The 14,473-nt window shown below is 36.1% G+C and carries 13 protein-coding genes; 4 read left to right on the top strand and 9 right to left on the bottom strand.

Annotated elements, in window-relative coordinates:
• Positions 1-32 precede the first annotated feature (32 nt).
• The gene (locus ACT5E3_RS18555) at positions 33-1,010 is read right to left on the bottom strand and encodes a calcium/sodium antiporter (RefSeq protein WP_444995042.1); all 978 of its coding nucleotides are present in this window, start codon (positions 1,008-1,010) and stop codon (positions 33-35) included.
• Between the two features lie 310 nt (positions 1,011-1,320).
• Between ACT5E3_RS18555 and ACT5E3_RS18550 the strand changes: the two genes are divergently transcribed.
• On the top strand, positions 1,321-1,554 hold the full coding sequence (locus tag ACT5E3_RS18550) for a BolA family protein (protein WP_444995041.1): 234 nt from the start codon (positions 1,321-1,323) through the stop codon (positions 1,552-1,554).
• 33 nt (positions 1,555-1,587) lie between these two features.
• Positions 1,588-2,847 (top strand): UDP-N-acetylglucosamine 1-carboxyvinyltransferase, encoded by a 1,260-nt coding sequence (gene murA / locus ACT5E3_RS18545; protein ID WP_444995040.1) that lies wholly within the window; start codon positions 1,588-1,590, stop codon positions 2,845-2,847.
• A gap of 73 nt (positions 2,848-2,920) precedes the next feature.
• Here murA and ACT5E3_RS18540 read toward each other — a convergent pair whose 3' ends face one another.
• The 3 genes from ACT5E3_RS18540 to ACT5E3_RS18530 form a co-directional block, all read right to left on the bottom strand.
• The gene (locus tag ACT5E3_RS18540; protein ID WP_444995039.1) at positions 2,921-4,045 is read right to left on the bottom strand and encodes a S1C family serine protease; all 1,125 of its coding nucleotides are present in this window, start codon (positions 4,043-4,045) and stop codon (positions 2,921-2,923) included.
• Between the two features lie 611 nt (positions 4,046-4,656).
• On the bottom strand, positions 4,657-5,955 hold the full coding sequence (locus ACT5E3_RS18535; protein WP_444995038.1) for a YdgA family protein: 1,299 nt from the start codon (positions 5,953-5,955) through the stop codon (positions 4,657-4,659).
• 182 nt (positions 5,956-6,137) lie between these two features.
• A complete protein-coding gene (locus ACT5E3_RS18530; protein ID WP_444995037.1) occupies positions 6,138-6,716 on the bottom strand; it encodes a YhcB family protein in 579 nt (192 codons plus the stop codon).
• 427 nt (positions 6,717-7,143) lie between these two features.
• Between ACT5E3_RS18530 and ruvB the strand changes: the two genes are divergently transcribed.
• A complete protein-coding gene (gene ruvB, locus ACT5E3_RS18525; protein ID WP_444995036.1) occupies positions 7,144-8,163 on the top strand; it encodes a Holliday junction branch migration DNA helicase RuvB in 1,020 nt (339 codons plus the stop codon).
• A 45-nt stretch (positions 8,164-8,208) separates the two neighbouring features.
• Here the strand turns inward: ruvB and ACT5E3_RS18520 are convergent, their stop codons facing one another.
• From ACT5E3_RS18520 to ACT5E3_RS18510, 3 genes are all read right to left on the bottom strand, one after another.
• Entirely contained in the window at positions 8,209-10,038 is a 1,830-nt protein-coding gene (locus ACT5E3_RS18520; RefSeq protein WP_444995035.1) for an SLC13 family permease, read from the bottom strand.
• Between the two features lie 287 nt (positions 10,039-10,325).
• Entirely contained in the window at positions 10,326-10,808 is a 483-nt protein-coding gene (locus ACT5E3_RS18515) for a DUF2383 domain-containing protein (RefSeq protein WP_444995034.1), read from the bottom strand.
• Positions 10,809-10,886: 78 nt separating this feature from the next.
• On the bottom strand, positions 10,887-11,468 hold the full coding sequence (locus tag ACT5E3_RS18510) for a BON domain-containing protein (RefSeq protein ID WP_444995033.1): 582 nt from the start codon (positions 11,466-11,468) through the stop codon (positions 10,887-10,889).
• A 299-nt stretch (positions 11,469-11,767) separates the two neighbouring features.
• On the opposite strand from ACT5E3_RS18510, the gene ACT5E3_RS18505 reads away from it, so the two are divergent.
• Entirely contained in the window at positions 11,768-13,108 is a 1,341-nt protein-coding gene (locus tag ACT5E3_RS18505) for a sigma-54 interaction domain-containing protein (RefSeq protein ID WP_444995032.1), read from the top strand.
• Between the two features lie 131 nt (positions 13,109-13,239).
• Here ACT5E3_RS18505 and ACT5E3_RS18500 read toward each other — a convergent pair whose 3' ends face one another.
• Together ACT5E3_RS18500 and ACT5E3_RS18495 are read right to left on the bottom strand one after the other, a co-directional pair.
• On the bottom strand, positions 13,240-13,626 hold the full coding sequence (locus ACT5E3_RS18500) for a hypothetical protein (RefSeq protein ID WP_444995031.1): 387 nt from the start codon (positions 13,624-13,626) through the stop codon (positions 13,240-13,242).
• A gap of 22 nt (positions 13,627-13,648) precedes the next feature.
• Positions 13,649-14,362: a UPF0149 family protein gene (locus ACT5E3_RS18495; RefSeq protein WP_444995030.1), complete on the bottom strand. Its 714-nt coding sequence runs from the start codon at positions 14,360-14,362 to the stop codon at positions 13,649-13,651.
• Positions 14,363-14,473: the final 111 nt, after the last annotated feature.

The following is a 14,473-nucleotide window of genomic DNA, read 5'->3' as shown; positions in this document are numbered from 1 at the left end:
TATCGCTAAAAGAGTCCGTTTTTTACTCTTTTTTAGCCATGCGAAGCACTTAAAAATTGGTAAGCTTGATATCCAATAAATAATATAAGTAATATACTGCCTTCAAGTCGGTTGATTTTTCCGGGTTGTCCATTTCTTCCCCAGGCCATTGCGCAAACAGCAACAATGAGTCCAAACATAAAAGCATAATCAATCATCAATATTTCAGAAGGAACGTTGATTGTTGTTATGAGTGAAGGAACGCCTAATACAGCCAGTAAATTGAAAATGTTAGAACCAATAACATTACCTATCGCTAATTCATGTTCGCCTTTAAGTACGCCAGTAATTGAGGCGGCTAGCTCCGGTAAACTTGTTCCAACCGCTACAATCGTGACTCCAATGAGAAAGTCACTAACGCCAAATTGATGGGCTATTGCTGTAGCACCTGTAACCAATAGCTTTGAGCTTAGTTGTAGCAAAATAAGACCAACTATGACCCACAATATTGCTTTCCAATTGGGTAATTGTTCAGGAAGTTCTTCGATAAGCTCTTCAAACATAAGATCGTCTTTACTACGACTTTTTATCGCGGCACGAGTTAGCCAGGATATATAGGCTGCCAGGCTGATCAGTAAAATAAGTCCATCAGTATAATCAAGTTTTTGATCAACCATAACGACAAAAGCGAGTAGCATTACCCCAAATAATACTGGAATTTCTCGTTTTAGCATTTCAGAGCGAACTTTGAGTGGAATAACTATCGCTGCAATACCTAAGACCATACCAACGTTAGCAATATTAGAACCAATAGCATTACCGATTGCCAATCCTGGAGTGCCGCTTAGTGCTGCATTCAATGAAACAATCACTTCAGGAGCCGATGAGCCCATTGCAACAATTGTTAAACCAACAATAAGTGGAGAAATCCCAAAATTTCTGGCAATTGCTGCTGCACCATCGGTAAAGCGATCTGCACTCCAAACCAGAAGTGAGATGCCTGAAATAACCATTGCAAAGTAAAGTAGCATTTGTGTGAAATAAACCTAATAATTTCCAAAAAAACGTCGCTATAGATTTGATCTTGTTATTTAAAGGCCATCATAGCAAGTTTAAATTTGTTTCAATCCATTAAAATCTAACAGAAATCATACCATTCAGAGCCCAGGAAATTACTGCTCCAGCGTCAAAAGCGGGTCATTATACGTAAATCAACATGAAAAGTATTAATATTTTATTTTTGGTCATACAAAATTTTATTTCAACGGCTGCTTATACATTAGACAAATTTCGAGGTACAATCTGCGGTTATTCAAATAAATCCATTTTTTGAGCCGTAAAATGACAGAATTAGAAGTTAAAAATATGATTGAAGCTGGGCTAGATACAGAATCCGTTGAAGTGAGCGGTGATGGGTATCATTTTGAAGCCAAAGTTGTTTCTCAAGCGTTTGAAGGCAAAAGGCCTGTAGCAAGGCAGCAGTTGGTTTATGCAACTGTGCAAGCTGAGATATCTTCTGGTGAATTGCATGCCTTATCATTAAAAACGCTGACCCCAGCAGAAGCTAGTGCTTAAATCTGCTTTTAATTTTATACTTTTGGAGTCCTGATGGATAAATTACAAATCACCGGTGGTAACAGACTGGACGGCTGTATTCGTATATCGGGTGCAAAAAATGCGGCCTTACCTATTTTAATGTCCACTTTGTTGGCTGAAGGTACTACATCAATTGGTAATGTTCCTCATTTGAACGATGTAACCACCACTTTAGAGCTATTAGGAATTCTTGGGAATTCAATGACTCTAGATGAGAAAATGACAGTACAAGTTGATACGAGTACTATTCACTCATTTGCAGCCCCTTATGAACTAGTTAAAACAATGCGTGCGTCAATTTTGGTATTAGGGCCTTTATTAGCACGCTTTGGGCAAGCAGATGTTTCATTGCCTGGTGGTTGTGCCATTGGTTCTCGCCCAGTTGATTTACATATCAAAGGCATGCGGGCTATGGGAGCCGATATTGATGTCATTGATGGCTATGTGAGAGCCCGTGCACCACATGGATTAAAAGGTGCAAGAATCTTTATGGATACAGTGAGTGTAACGGGAACAGAAAACATTTTAATGGCGGCGACTTTAGCTAAAGGAACCAGTGTGATCGAGAACGCTGCTCGTGAGCCTGAAGTGGTTGATTTAGCTAATTGTCTTATCGCTATGGGAGCAAAAATAAAAGGAGCTGGAACAGATATTATTACTGTCGAAGGGGTTGATAAGTTACATGGATGCCAACATCAGGTATTGCCCGATAGAATTGAAACCGGAACTTATCTGGTTGCTGCTGCCATTACTGGTGGAAGAGTTAAGCTAAGGGATACTAATCCTGATATTTTAGAGTCTGTTATTTTAAAGCTAGAAGAAGCTGGAGCCGAGATAACCACAGGTAAAGACTGGATTGAGCTGGATATGAAAGGAAAAAGACCTAAAGCGGTTAATATTACAACAGCGCCTTATCCGGGGTTTCCAACAGATATGCAAGCGCAATTTACTGCAATGAATGTAGTTGCTGAAGGAACTGGAATTATCACAGAAACGATTTTTGAGAATCGCTTTATGCATGTAAGTGAAATGCAGAGAATGGGAGCTGATATTACCATTCAAGGAAACTCTGCTATATGTCGAGGGGTTGATAAAATAAGGGCAGCGCAAGTAATGGCAACGGATTTACGCGCTTCTGCTAGTTTGGTTTTAGCCGGGTTGGTGGCGGAAGGCGATACGTTAGTTGATCGGATATATCATATTGATCGTGGCTATGAATGTATTGAAGAAAAATTACAATTAATGAAGGCTTCTATTCGCCGAGTAGCATAACTTTTCACAATCGATATAAAAAATAATAGGGCGTATAGCCCTATTTTTATGTAAAGGGCTGTTCAATCATTGATTAATTTAAAGCGGTATTAATTTCTTCTTCTAATTGAACAACGATTTTCATTTTTTTGCCGGAATGGAAGCGTATAAGCTCAAATTCAACTGATTTGCCTATTGGTGTGTTATAAAACATTTTATAAAATTCTGATACGCCGTTAATTTCTTGTTTATCATAGCTAATGAGTAAATCTTTTGGCTTTATATCTGCGCGATGAGCTGGGCTACTAGGATCGATTTCAGTGACAAATATACCGCGACCTTGTTCAATATTGGGGAAGTATTTTTTATAGTCGTCATCTAGCAGTTCTGCTGCTGAAATACCTAGCCAGTTGCGTCTGGCGCGACCATACAAAATAATATCATTAACAATATGTTTGACTTTATCAATAGGGATTGCGTAGTTAACGCCTGTTTGTCCGCCCCCTTTTGAGTTGACTGAAGAGCGATTAATCCCAATAATTTCGCCACTTGAATTAATTAAAGGACCGCCTGAATTCCCATTATTGATTGCCGCATCGGTTTGAATTCTTGCATAAGGATCATGCATTACAGCACTGATTATTCCGAGCGATACTGACTGGTTTGAACCAAAAGGGCTACCAATCGCCATTACTAAATCACCAACACGCACTTCACTTGAGTTGGCTAGTTTTGCTGGTTTTAGATCCTGAATATCTGTTTTAAGGACTGCAATATCTGTTTTTATATCGTACCCGACTAAATCAGCATAGCGGCGTCTGCCATCCGATAAGTTAAAGCTGACATTTTTAGCATTAGCAATAACATGATAATTGGTAACTAAATAACCATTTTCTAAAATAATTCCAGAACCAAATCCAACCCCAACATCGAGTATTCTTACATTATCATCAGTTTGGTAGTTATCACGAATTCCTTTAGGTCGGTATGCATAAATACTAATCACTGAAGGATAGGCTTTTTGCACAGCTGAAGAAAATGAAAGGTTGTCAATTGTTAAAGGCTCTATTTTTTCTTCTGCTTCAGTGCTTTTTTTATGCTCCTGATAAAATTGCCAAGCAGCTTGTGCTGAATGCCAGTTAAATGACATTTTGCTTTCGGGCATAAAAAATAAGATAAAAAAACCAACAATTACCCCTAGTGTAATGGATTTACTCAAAAATTTTATAGTGTCCAAAATTTGCATGCTTAAGTTAGTGAGGTTATTGATCGGTTAGTTTTTATAGTTTGAAGGCATTAATGGTAATGCACTCGTTAGTAATCCTGCAAGCCAACTTTGAGTTATTTCTAATTTTGCCTAGCATACCGCTTCTTAAAACGTAAGTTAGCAAGCTGAGTGTAAGACTATTTAACCTTAGCTCTGGATAAGGAAATTCAAAATAATTAATAGAATTGTTTTTATTTTCAATGACTTAAAACTCAATTAAATTGAATGGCCGTTTTCACTTGAGCTCAGTGTGGCTATTTTTGTCGATATCAAGGCAAGTGACTGCCGTAATAGCGAGCTATTGCAAAGGTGCTTAACGCTGAAAGCCGCAAAAATAGATGCTCTGATGATTTTTCTTATCCAGAGCTGAGGTTATTTAGGCTTAAAAAGAGGCTTAAATAAAATAAGATGTTGACTTAACCTATTGAAAATAAAAGTGATTGACAATGTTGAGTGTTTTTTAATCATTGTTTTGACAATCATAGGTGGTTCACAAGCCGATAAAATAAAAGCTCTGATTGAGTCAGAGCTTTTATTCGTTTTAGAGAGGATAACTACTAGGGTTAAAATCCACCAAGAGGTATAGGTGCGCCATTTAAAAGAGCCTGTCCACTTTTAAAAGTGAAGTTAAAGGTTAGGTTATTATTATCGCGTACTAGAATTTTTTGCTGAATCATTTGCTCTATTTGCTGACTTAAGCCAAAACCTGTGAAAAAGGCTTCTGGCGCATGGCCTTTGGCTTGAGCATCAATAGCAAGCATCATCGACATTGGGTTGTTTGGATCGTAGACTTCTTGATCAAAAGCTAGCTCCAAATCACTATCAATTTCACCATCTTTAGTAATTACGCCGAGTTTGTTTATCTTAATGATAGGGTTTTTGGCTATTAGTTGAGGTAATAAGCCTTGAACTTTAGCCATTGACTGCATTGGATCAGCATTTTCTTGTGACTCTACTAGTGCTTGATTAATTTTTCTCAATACTTGAGTATCTAAATTTTCAAAAGAAAGATCATAAACGAGATCTTTAAATTCTTGCTGAAATGATTCTAATGTTTTCATATTGACAACAACTTTAATGTTGGCAATTTCTTTATTAACATCTGATTTAGCAAGTAAGTTTAAATTCTGTAAACTGAAGTTCTCGGCTGGGTTATTCGTATTTAGCGCTATTGATGTAATATTAGTATTAAAATCGCCTGCATAAATGGCATCAGGACTAAACATTTCGCCAATAACAAGCTGCTGATCAATGTCAAAAGTAACCTTGCCAAACTCAAAAGATTTTTCAGCCCCATCTTTTACTGACATTCCTTGCCATGTTGAATCACCTGCAATTCGGCCTGACATATCATATTCAAAACTTCCGGTTCCTTCTTTGACACTAATAACAGCGCCTTCTTTATTAATAGTAAAAGGCTTTAATGCTAGTTTAGTTTTAGTTGATAGGTCAAAATTAGTACGTGAGGTAATTGATATTGTATCTTTATTGAGTTCCTCTATTTTATCCAGTTCGCTTTGTAGTTCTTTTGGCAACTCAAAGTCGATAATTGCATCGACCAATCCAATACCGATACCATCGACTTTCCAAAGTAATGGACCATGTTGCATGTTCTGATTAACCGTTATATGAACAGGCTCTGGAGTATTACTAATATTGGAAGGTAGTTTTAGGGCAATAGTCATTTTGGCTGAAGAACTAAACCAACCTTTTTGGTAGTCTGTTATTTCAATTTGGTAAGAAGGGTTAACATTGGATTTTTTTATTTGATCTCTTAATATGGTTTCTACTTTCGAGCCTATAAAGTAAGGTGGTATAAGTAAGATTGCAGTGGCAATAATAAGGATTATTAGTTTTTTCATTTAATAAGTTCTCTGATTATTTGGATGAGTAAGCTACTGATTTTTTGGAGTTATTAAATAAAATAATCCCGTAATCTGCAACCGAGTCTAGCATAAGAAAACGTTACTGGACTAGAAAGATTCCATTTACAAGGGCATTTTTTAAAAATAAAAGCCCAATAAGGGCTTTGGTAAGAAATGACTTATGATTGAGTTTTTACATTATCACTGTTTAAACTATTATGGTTGATAACGCCATCAGCTTTTATCGCATAGTCTAGTGCTGGTTCTGCAGGGGGAGACTTATCTTCTTTGGCTGATTCAATATCAACCACTTTCGTTGAATCTATATTGTTATCTTTTGGTGATGTTTCTTGCTCCTGATTACGGTAATCGTGAGCATTATACAAACGGTTTGCATCAAACATGTTAGTTGAATCAGTATTGGTTTTATGTACAGGCAAAGGCTGACTTTCTAATGCTGATTCTTCATTATTTTTCGGTAATGATTGGAATGTTTGAGTTGAACAGAGTTGATTTGAACTAGTTGCAATATGATCATAAAGCGATTGATAACTATCAGAAACCTGGTTAAACAGGTTGGCCGTTTTTTCAAAGTGGCTTGTTACTTTATTTCTAAAAGCATCGAGCTCTTGCTGCTTTTCTTTTAGCTCTGATTCAATGCGGTTCTTTTCTTGGGCATTATTGGAAAAGTTTTTACCAAAATAAAAGCCTGCACCAGCGGCAACAATAATGGCGATTGAGATGAGAATGATTTCCATGAAAAGTCCTAATATAAAAAATATGTACAATTTAAATATATAACAGATACTGCATATAGTCGAATAGCTTTTTCACAATTTTGACTTAAATCATTAGTTGTTATCAATATGTCATATTTTGTCTTTGCTTCATTTAGAAGTCTGCCGCTAACTAATTGAAGGGAGTATTTTATTAAATTGGCAAATTTAAGAGTTAATGAGGAGGCCTTAATATTATTAAGGCAAAGTTGAATAATAACCTGAAATATTCAAAAGAAACGGTTATTGAAGAGTATTATTGTTTCTAGGTTCTAGAAAAATGGTTATTAATGGTTAACAAACATACTCTTATTTCGACAAAATAAAAATTTGAACTGGATGATGAGTGTTAAATCCGGTTAAAATACTACTCAAACAATCACATGTATGAATTAAGCGAATAATTATTATGATTGAAACTGACAGAATTATCAGTGCTTCAAGTCAGGGAACTGAAGAGCAAGTCGATCGAGCTATTCGTCCTAAAAAACTCGCTGATTATGTTGGTCAGCCTAAAGTTCGTGAACAGATGGATATTGCTTTTCAAGCTGCACGTAACCGCAACGATGCGCTTGATCATACGCTTATTTTTGGTCCTCCGGGTTTAGGAAAAACAACTTTAGCCAATATTATTGCTAATGAAATGTCTGTCAATATCCGTCATACATCGGGACCAGTGCTGGAAAAAGCAGGTGATCTGGCGGCATTATTAACTAATTTAGAAGAAAATGATGTTTTGTTTATTGATGAGATTCATCGGTTAAGTCCGATGGTTGAAGAAATTTTATATCCTGCAATGGAAGATTATCAACTGGATATTATGATTGGTGAAGGGCCTGCTGCTCGTTCAATTAAATTGGATTTACCACCTTTTACTTTAGTCGGAGCAACTACTAGAGCTGGTTTATTAACTTCTCCGTTACGCGATCGTTTTGGTATTGTTCAGCGACTAGAGTTCTATGATATTAAAGATTTAACTTCAATTGTTGAGCGTTCGGCTAATATCATTGGTTTACCCGTTGAGCATGAGGGGGCTAAAGAAATCGCTAAAAGATCTCGGGGGACACCAAGAATTGCTAATCGTTTATTACGGCGTGTTAGAGATTATGCTGAGGTAAAAGCTGATGGTAATGTTACTGGTGAAATTGCTGATTTAGCATTAAATTTACTCGACGTTGATAACCATGGGTTCGACAATATGGACCGAAAATTGATATTAGCAATTATTGAAAAATTTGATGGTGGCCCTGTAGGTTTAGATTCTTTAGCTGCGGCTATAAGTGAAGAACGAGATACCATTGATGACGTATTAGAGCCATTTTTAATCCAGCAAGGCTTTATCCATCGAACTCCACGGGGGAGGGTTGCGACTAAGCTTGCATACCAGCACTTTGGTCTCAAGCCCGTTAAAGGAGATCTGTTTGACTAGCTGTGACGTTAAACACTCCTTTCGTATTGTTTTATTGAATTGTTTTTAAATTCGATAAAAGATTGATAAAACCACGGTAAAACCCAACCCCATAATGAGTGTTAGTGGTATGCCCGCTCGCAAATAATCACTGAATTTATAGCCCCCGGCGCTATAAATTAATAAGTTGGTTTGATAGCCGATAGGAGTGGCATAACTCATATTCACACCAAATAATACCGCGAGTATAAAGGCTTCAGGTGCTGCGCCTAATTGTTGAGCTATATTAATGGCAACTGGAGTACCAATAACCGCAGCAGCGGTATTTGATACCATATTAGTGAGTAAGGCCATTAAAAATATTAACGCTGCGATAATTGCTATTGTTGGTAAACCTTGGGTCAACTCAACAAATTGCTGACCTAGAAAAACGTCGGCTTGAGTAATGATCATTGCTTTACCTAAGGCTAAACTAACAACGACAATCATAATAACAGAGGGGTTGAGCGCGCGACCGATTTCACGCCAGTTAATTGTATTGGTTAGCAGCATTAACCCTATACCAGCGAGAGCACTAATTGAAATGGGTAGCAGCTGGATGGCTGCGATCACCACCACCATGAACATAATCGCTAATGCAATAGGAGCTTTTGTTGATGAAGTGATATTGATAGTGTTGTTCAATAATAATAAACGGGTGCTGTCTTTTAACTGCTGGAGTTTCTCTTGGGTACCTTGTACCAGTAGTATATCTCCACGATGAAGGGCTATATCTGAAATAGAGCGTTTAATGTTGTCAGGTTTATTTAGTCGATGAAGTGCAAGAACCACTAACTCGTTTATTTCTGCAAAGCGTGTTTGTTTGAGTGTACGGTTATGTAAAAAAGAGCTTTCTGTAACAAGTATTTCAGCTAAAATTTGATCATCAGCTGCAAAAGGATTATCGCGAGAGATCGGATTTTTTCGGTCATTAATACTGTACAACTGTGCATTAAATAAGCGGCTATATTCTAATAGCTCTTCAGCAGTACCACTGATGAGTAACCCATCACCAGTTTTTAGCATAACTGTTGGCAGTGTAACTAATTGATTTTCTCCTCGTAGTATGCGATCAACTTTAATTTTATAATCCGTTTCTTTTAATAGTTCAGCCAATTTTTTTTGATTGATATGGCTATCTTCATCAACGGTGAGTACTGCTTTAAATATTCGAGTGTCCTGATGAGCAATCGATAGCTCTCGTTTGGGCAATAAGCTTGGAGCTATAAATAGTAGATAAAATAGCCCAATTCCTCCGACAATAATAACGGGTATAGCAAAATCAAACATTGCAAACTGATGATTACCCAGATCATTAGCGATAGAAACTACCAACAAGTTTGTTGATGTTCCTATCGTAGTCGCAGTTCCACCGATTAAGGTGGCTAGTCCCATAGGAAGTAAAATTTTTGATGGTGCTTGTTGACTGCTTTGGGCCACACCGATTAAAACTGGTAATAGCATGACGACTATCGGTGTATTGTTAAGAAAGCTGCTTAAAAAAGCACTGAATAGTAGTGTTAAACATAAACAGAGTTTAGGTTGGTTTGACCAATGTTTGGCCAATAGAGAGGTTAGTGGCTTGAGAGCACCACTTGTTTCGATACCTCGTCCGAGTATCATTAAAGCACAAATGGTAAATAGTGCTTCGTGTCCAAAACCAAGGAAAAAATCTACTGGCTCAAATGTAGAGCCATTTTTTTGTATAAATGGAAATAACTGAAAACCAAATGTTAGTGCAATCAAAATGAATAAGCTGGATGTTTCTAATCGCACTTTATCTTGAGCAAATAAAAATAAAGCAAAGATGATTAAGATGAGTGTGGCTATGGCATGTGGATTTAATAATTCTGTCATTTTATTTCATATCACAAATGCGGATAAGTAATTTAACTTGAGTCTTCATGGGGAGTATATTCACAAGCATAGATTTTTACTCTTTAATTAGTATTTTTATTTGAGATATAATTGGCGAAAAAATCAATTAGAACAATTTCTATTTTACATAAAATCTTGACCGTTTAGAACCGTTGAAACAGGGAGTTGATATTAATGTTTTGATTAACTCAAGCTGCAATATTTAATTGATTTAAGCTAATTGATTTTAATTTTAGTATAGTAACGAGCTATTAAAATAAGAAAAATCATCGGGTGTGGTTTAAAAAAAACTTTAATTTATCATAAGATATTTGAATTGATGCGATTTTGGATGATAACACGCTTATTAAATTGGGTTGAGAAATTATTTTAAGCGTCATGCGGTATAATTGAATCGCTTTTTTTTCGGTTGTAATTAACTGCTGTAAAAAATGTTTTTCTGAGTAATCAAGTAGACTGGATTTGGCCGCGTTGTACCAGCTGGTTGTTTCATTAACCGAGCTTTGTATAGTTATGTCTTGTTTGTTGAGTTTATGTTTGTTCGTAAGCATATAAAAATATATACGGTTAATAATCTCTCTCCTATCTTTTTCTATTTTTTTAAATGTATTACGTAATGTTTGAGAAGAAACTTGTTTGGCTGCTTGGTGATAAAACTCGCAGCTTTCTATTGTCATGGTGTAAATCTGATTCAACGAATTAGCATTATTGTGTGTATCACTTCGTTGAGGTTGACTGTGTTGTGACATTTCACTCGAACTCCTTTATTTTAGGTCGCTTGAATTAAGTCAACCCGTCGAAACGGGTTGATGTTGCTAAAGCAAAAGTTATTTTGCTGCAATACGGTTAGAAACGTTTAAATTGTTTTTGACTTTACTAACTTCAAAAGTATTTTTTGCGATTTGATAGACTAAATCGCGTTCTGCCTCACTTTTGACGTTACCATTTAAAGTAACGATTTTATTATTAGTGTTTACATCAATTTCTGTACTGTCAATTTCAGTGTTTAACAGTAATTTAGTTGATATTGCCGTTGTAATAGAAGCATCGGTGATATCATTGATAACACTATTTTTATGTTTACTTTTAGCTCTTGCATTCGATTTTGAAATGTTGAGGTGGTTTTCTACACCTTTAATCCCATCAATACTTTTGGCTAATTCAGTCATGAGATCTTTTTCAACCTCAGTATCAACTTTTCCTGTAATGACCGCTATACCATTTGTCACATCTGTTTCAATTTTTAATGGGTTAAGGTGTTTGTTTAATAAAACAACAGTATCTAGCTTTCCATCTAACCAAGCATCTTTAACCGCCGAATCAGAAACCTTATCACCTGCTATAGCTGGGAGTGATAATGAAGTGGCAACTATTACAGGAAGTAAAGATTTTTTTAAGCGAATATTCATTATTTTTCTCCTTTGTTGGTACTTATTTGGTACTAATCGTTATCAGTAAAAACCGATTTAAAATATGAGCATATCAATTTTAGTTCTTGCTCAGTAAAGTTAATACAATCAGCATGCCAACTTAAAAAAGCTTGGAATAAAGGCTATTTGCCCTAATATTAGTAAGCTGCAATTATTGGAAACTAGTTGACAAGTGATTTGTTGAAATGGTTATAGGAAGTTATTACAAAGTTTCTTGTTAAATTTACATAGATCAATTAGATTGTATTCTCATTAATCGGTTTATAGGAGCGGTTGACGTGAGTAAACCAAGTTTGTTACTGCATATACACGAGCAGGATTTAAAGTCTGAGCTTTTAAAAGATCAAACAATTTCTCAGTACGAAATTATTCAGACCCAAGCTGAACAATGTTGGATCGATTTGCAGAAAGGTAAAGGTTGTGATATCGCTATAGTGCAAGCTGACGATTTTAACTTCGATGATTACGGTAAGTTGATAGAAAGCCGTTTGTTACAACAAATCGATGTTATTTTTATAAGTAATGGCAAGCCTAATGAAGCAATTGACAATGCCATGTTAAGAGGCGTTTCATATCATTTAAGGTTACCGCTCGATTTCAGTATTGTTGATGATTTAATAGACGAATTATATCAAGAGAGTTTACAACGATACTCAGAAAAAGAAGAAATGGTAAAGAGTAGCCTAGACCAATTTGGTTTATTGGTTGGTTCTTCTCCTGTGATGAGGCGATTATATCGTGTTATTAGAAAAGCGGCTGATGCCAAAACTAATGTTTTTATTGTTGGAGAAAGTGGGGTCGGTAAAGAACTCGTTGCTAATACCATTCATTTAATGAGTCTGCGTTCTGAAAAGCCTTTTGTGGCTGTTAATTGTGGTGCTCTTAGCCCAGAGTTAATAGAAAGCGAACTCTTTGGTCATGTTAAAGGTGCATTCACCGGTGCCAATAAAGGCAGAATGGGGGTCTTTGAACAAGCAGAAAGTGGTACGCTATTTCTGGATGAAGTGACAGAAATGCCACTTGAGCATCAGGTTAAGCTACTGCGTGTTTTAGAGTCTAATGAATATAGGCCTGTCGGTAGCGAAGAAATCAAATATGCTAATGTCAGAGTCATTGCAGCGACCAATCGAGAGGCTTCTGAAGCAATTAAAAATGAGCTATTTCGTGAAGATCTCTATTTTCGATTAGCACACTTCCCTATACGAGTACCGCCACTGCGTGATCGCCAAAATGATATTGTTGGACTAGCTAAACATTTTCTTGCTTATCGAAACAACGAAGAAGAGATTGTGAAAGATATAAGTGTCGAGGCTTTGCAAAAAATTGCAGATTATGACTGGCCTGGTAATGTCAGAGAACTTAAACATGCAATTGAAAGAGCTTATATTCTAGCAGAAGATACCATTTTACCGGAAAACTTAATTTTAGATGATGAACTCTCTTCTTCGGAAAGCAGTGAAACAGTTCCAGCAGGAATTCCATTAGAAGAGATTGAACAAAAGGCCATTGAAAAAACATTAGAAGAATGCGGTGGCAATAAATCTGAAACAGCAGAAAAATTGGGTATTAGTGTCAAGACCTTATATAATAAATTAGAAAAGTATAATAGAACCGGATAAAAATAACTCTACATCTAAAGACCCACTTGTTTTTATTAACTAAGCGATATTGTAGACTAAGTTTTTGTTAACTACTCAGGATCTATTAACTTTTAACTCTGTTTATAACAGAATAGATTGGTTGTGCAAAACTACAGGTCAGGGTTTTCGATTAGTTTTCCTTTTTTTATTATCATTATTTCTTTTATTTCGAATGGTTTACCCCACTGTTGAATCGTCATAACATCCTCGTTGATATGACCTGAGAACTCAATAATAGCACCATCTTGTTTAAATTTTTTATCTAAATTAAGAGGTAGTAGTTTTTTTCCTTGATTTGTAACTATTCCGAAAAAGCCGCCTTCGTGAGAAAAGTGTTTAATCGTGCCTTTATAAGTGGGTGATTGAATCATGTTTTTTTTATCTATATTGTTCGTTGATTCTTCAGCTAAAGCGTTTTTGGGTTGAGAGGTATTTTGTTGGCATGATATTAATGACAGTATAGCAATGCTGTATGTTATGAATATATAATTTTTCATTATCGAATCCTGATTAATATATTTAATGTAAGCAGCACTTCTTAAATTTTTTACCACTACCACATGGACACAAATCATTACGGCCAACACTGCGATTAGCATTTTTTGAAGGTAATTGTGTTACTGGCTGCTCATCGGCTTGTTCACTGTGGGTTGAAAGATCTTTACCTAGCATACCCACTGCGGATATAAGTCCAGGGAATGACTTAAAGCATTCATCAATGTTAGGCAGTTGATTAAATAATACAGGCTCAGTTTCTGATAGTGCTTTTTCATCTATAAAGCGGGCTAAAATAACATTGAGCACAGATAAGCTTCTGGTTGCGTCAGTATCTTCATTGGGTAAGTGCTTTTGCCAAACTTGTGAAAGCCAAGTGTTGCCCGTTAAGTAACCACGGCAGAAATCTTTAAGTGCTTTGCTGGGTTTTGATGTTGCTGTAAGTGATATTTTTTTAGGTAGTTGAATTTTTTGGCCATGATCAAAAAGTGTCATACAGTCGTTCCACCAGCCAATTAAGTTCGAACTAAATGCTTTTACTTGATCTTTAGTTTCAAATTCTGGGGATTTGCCTGGTTCTTGCTTTAGCTTTTCCATCCACTCTACAGGAGGAATTGGTTCTGGACTTGTTGCAACAGCTGTTATCAGACCTAAACATTCATACAAGCCGTTAAAAGTATTACTTATTGCAGGATTATTAAAGCAGTCTTCTAGCTCTTTAGGGTTAAAATTTGACATTCAGTTCTCATCAGGTAAATATTGAAGCCGATTGTACAGGTTTTTTTGAAATTTGGCTCGTATTCGAACCGTTTATAAAGCTTTTAATAAACTATTATATGTCAATTTTGG

It is taken from the genome of Aliikangiella litoralis (assembly GCF_052495765.1).
This window is presented reverse-complemented; position numbering and strand designations above follow the sequence as displayed.

Excerpts from the sequence above, each read along its gene's own strand:
- ACT5E3_RS18555 (WP_444995042.1), bottom strand. The coding sequence starts at position 1,010 with ATGCTACTTTACTTTGCAATGGTTATTTCAGGCATCTCACTTCTGGTT.
- ACT5E3_RS18550 (WP_444995041.1), top strand. The coding sequence starts at position 1,321 with ATGACAGAATTAGAAGTTAAAAATATGATTGAAGCTGGGCTAGATACA.
- murA (WP_444995040.1), top strand. The coding sequence starts at position 1,588 with ATGGATAAATTACAAATCACCGGTGGTAACAGACTGGACGGCTGTATT.
- ACT5E3_RS18535 (WP_444995038.1), bottom strand. The coding sequence starts at position 5,955 with ATGAAAAAACTAATAATCCTTATTATTGCCACTGCAATCTTACTTATA.
- ACT5E3_RS18530 (WP_444995037.1), bottom strand. The coding sequence starts at position 6,716 with ATGGAAATCATTCTCATCTCAATCGCCATTATTGTTGCCGCTGGTGCA.
- ruvB (WP_444995036.1), top strand. The coding sequence starts at position 7,144 with ATGATTGAAACTGACAGAATTATCAGTGCTTCAAGTCAGGGAACTGAA.
- ACT5E3_RS18520 (WP_444995035.1), bottom strand. The coding sequence starts at position 10,038 with ATGACAGAATTATTAAATCCACATGCCATAGCCACACTCATCTTAATC.
- ACT5E3_RS18515 (WP_444995034.1), bottom strand. The coding sequence starts at position 10,808 with ATGTCACAACACAGTCAACCTCAACGAAGTGATACACACAATAATGCT.
- ACT5E3_RS18510 (WP_444995033.1), bottom strand. The coding sequence starts at position 11,468 with ATGAATATTCGCTTAAAAAAATCTTTACTTCCTGTAATAGTTGCCACT.
- ACT5E3_RS18500 (WP_444995031.1), bottom strand. The coding sequence starts at position 13,626 with ATGAAAAATTATATATTCATAACATACAGCATTGCTATACTGTCATTA.
- ACT5E3_RS18495 (WP_444995030.1), bottom strand. The coding sequence starts at position 14,362 with ATGTCAAATTTTAACCCTAAAGAGCTAGAAGACTGCTTTAATAATCCT.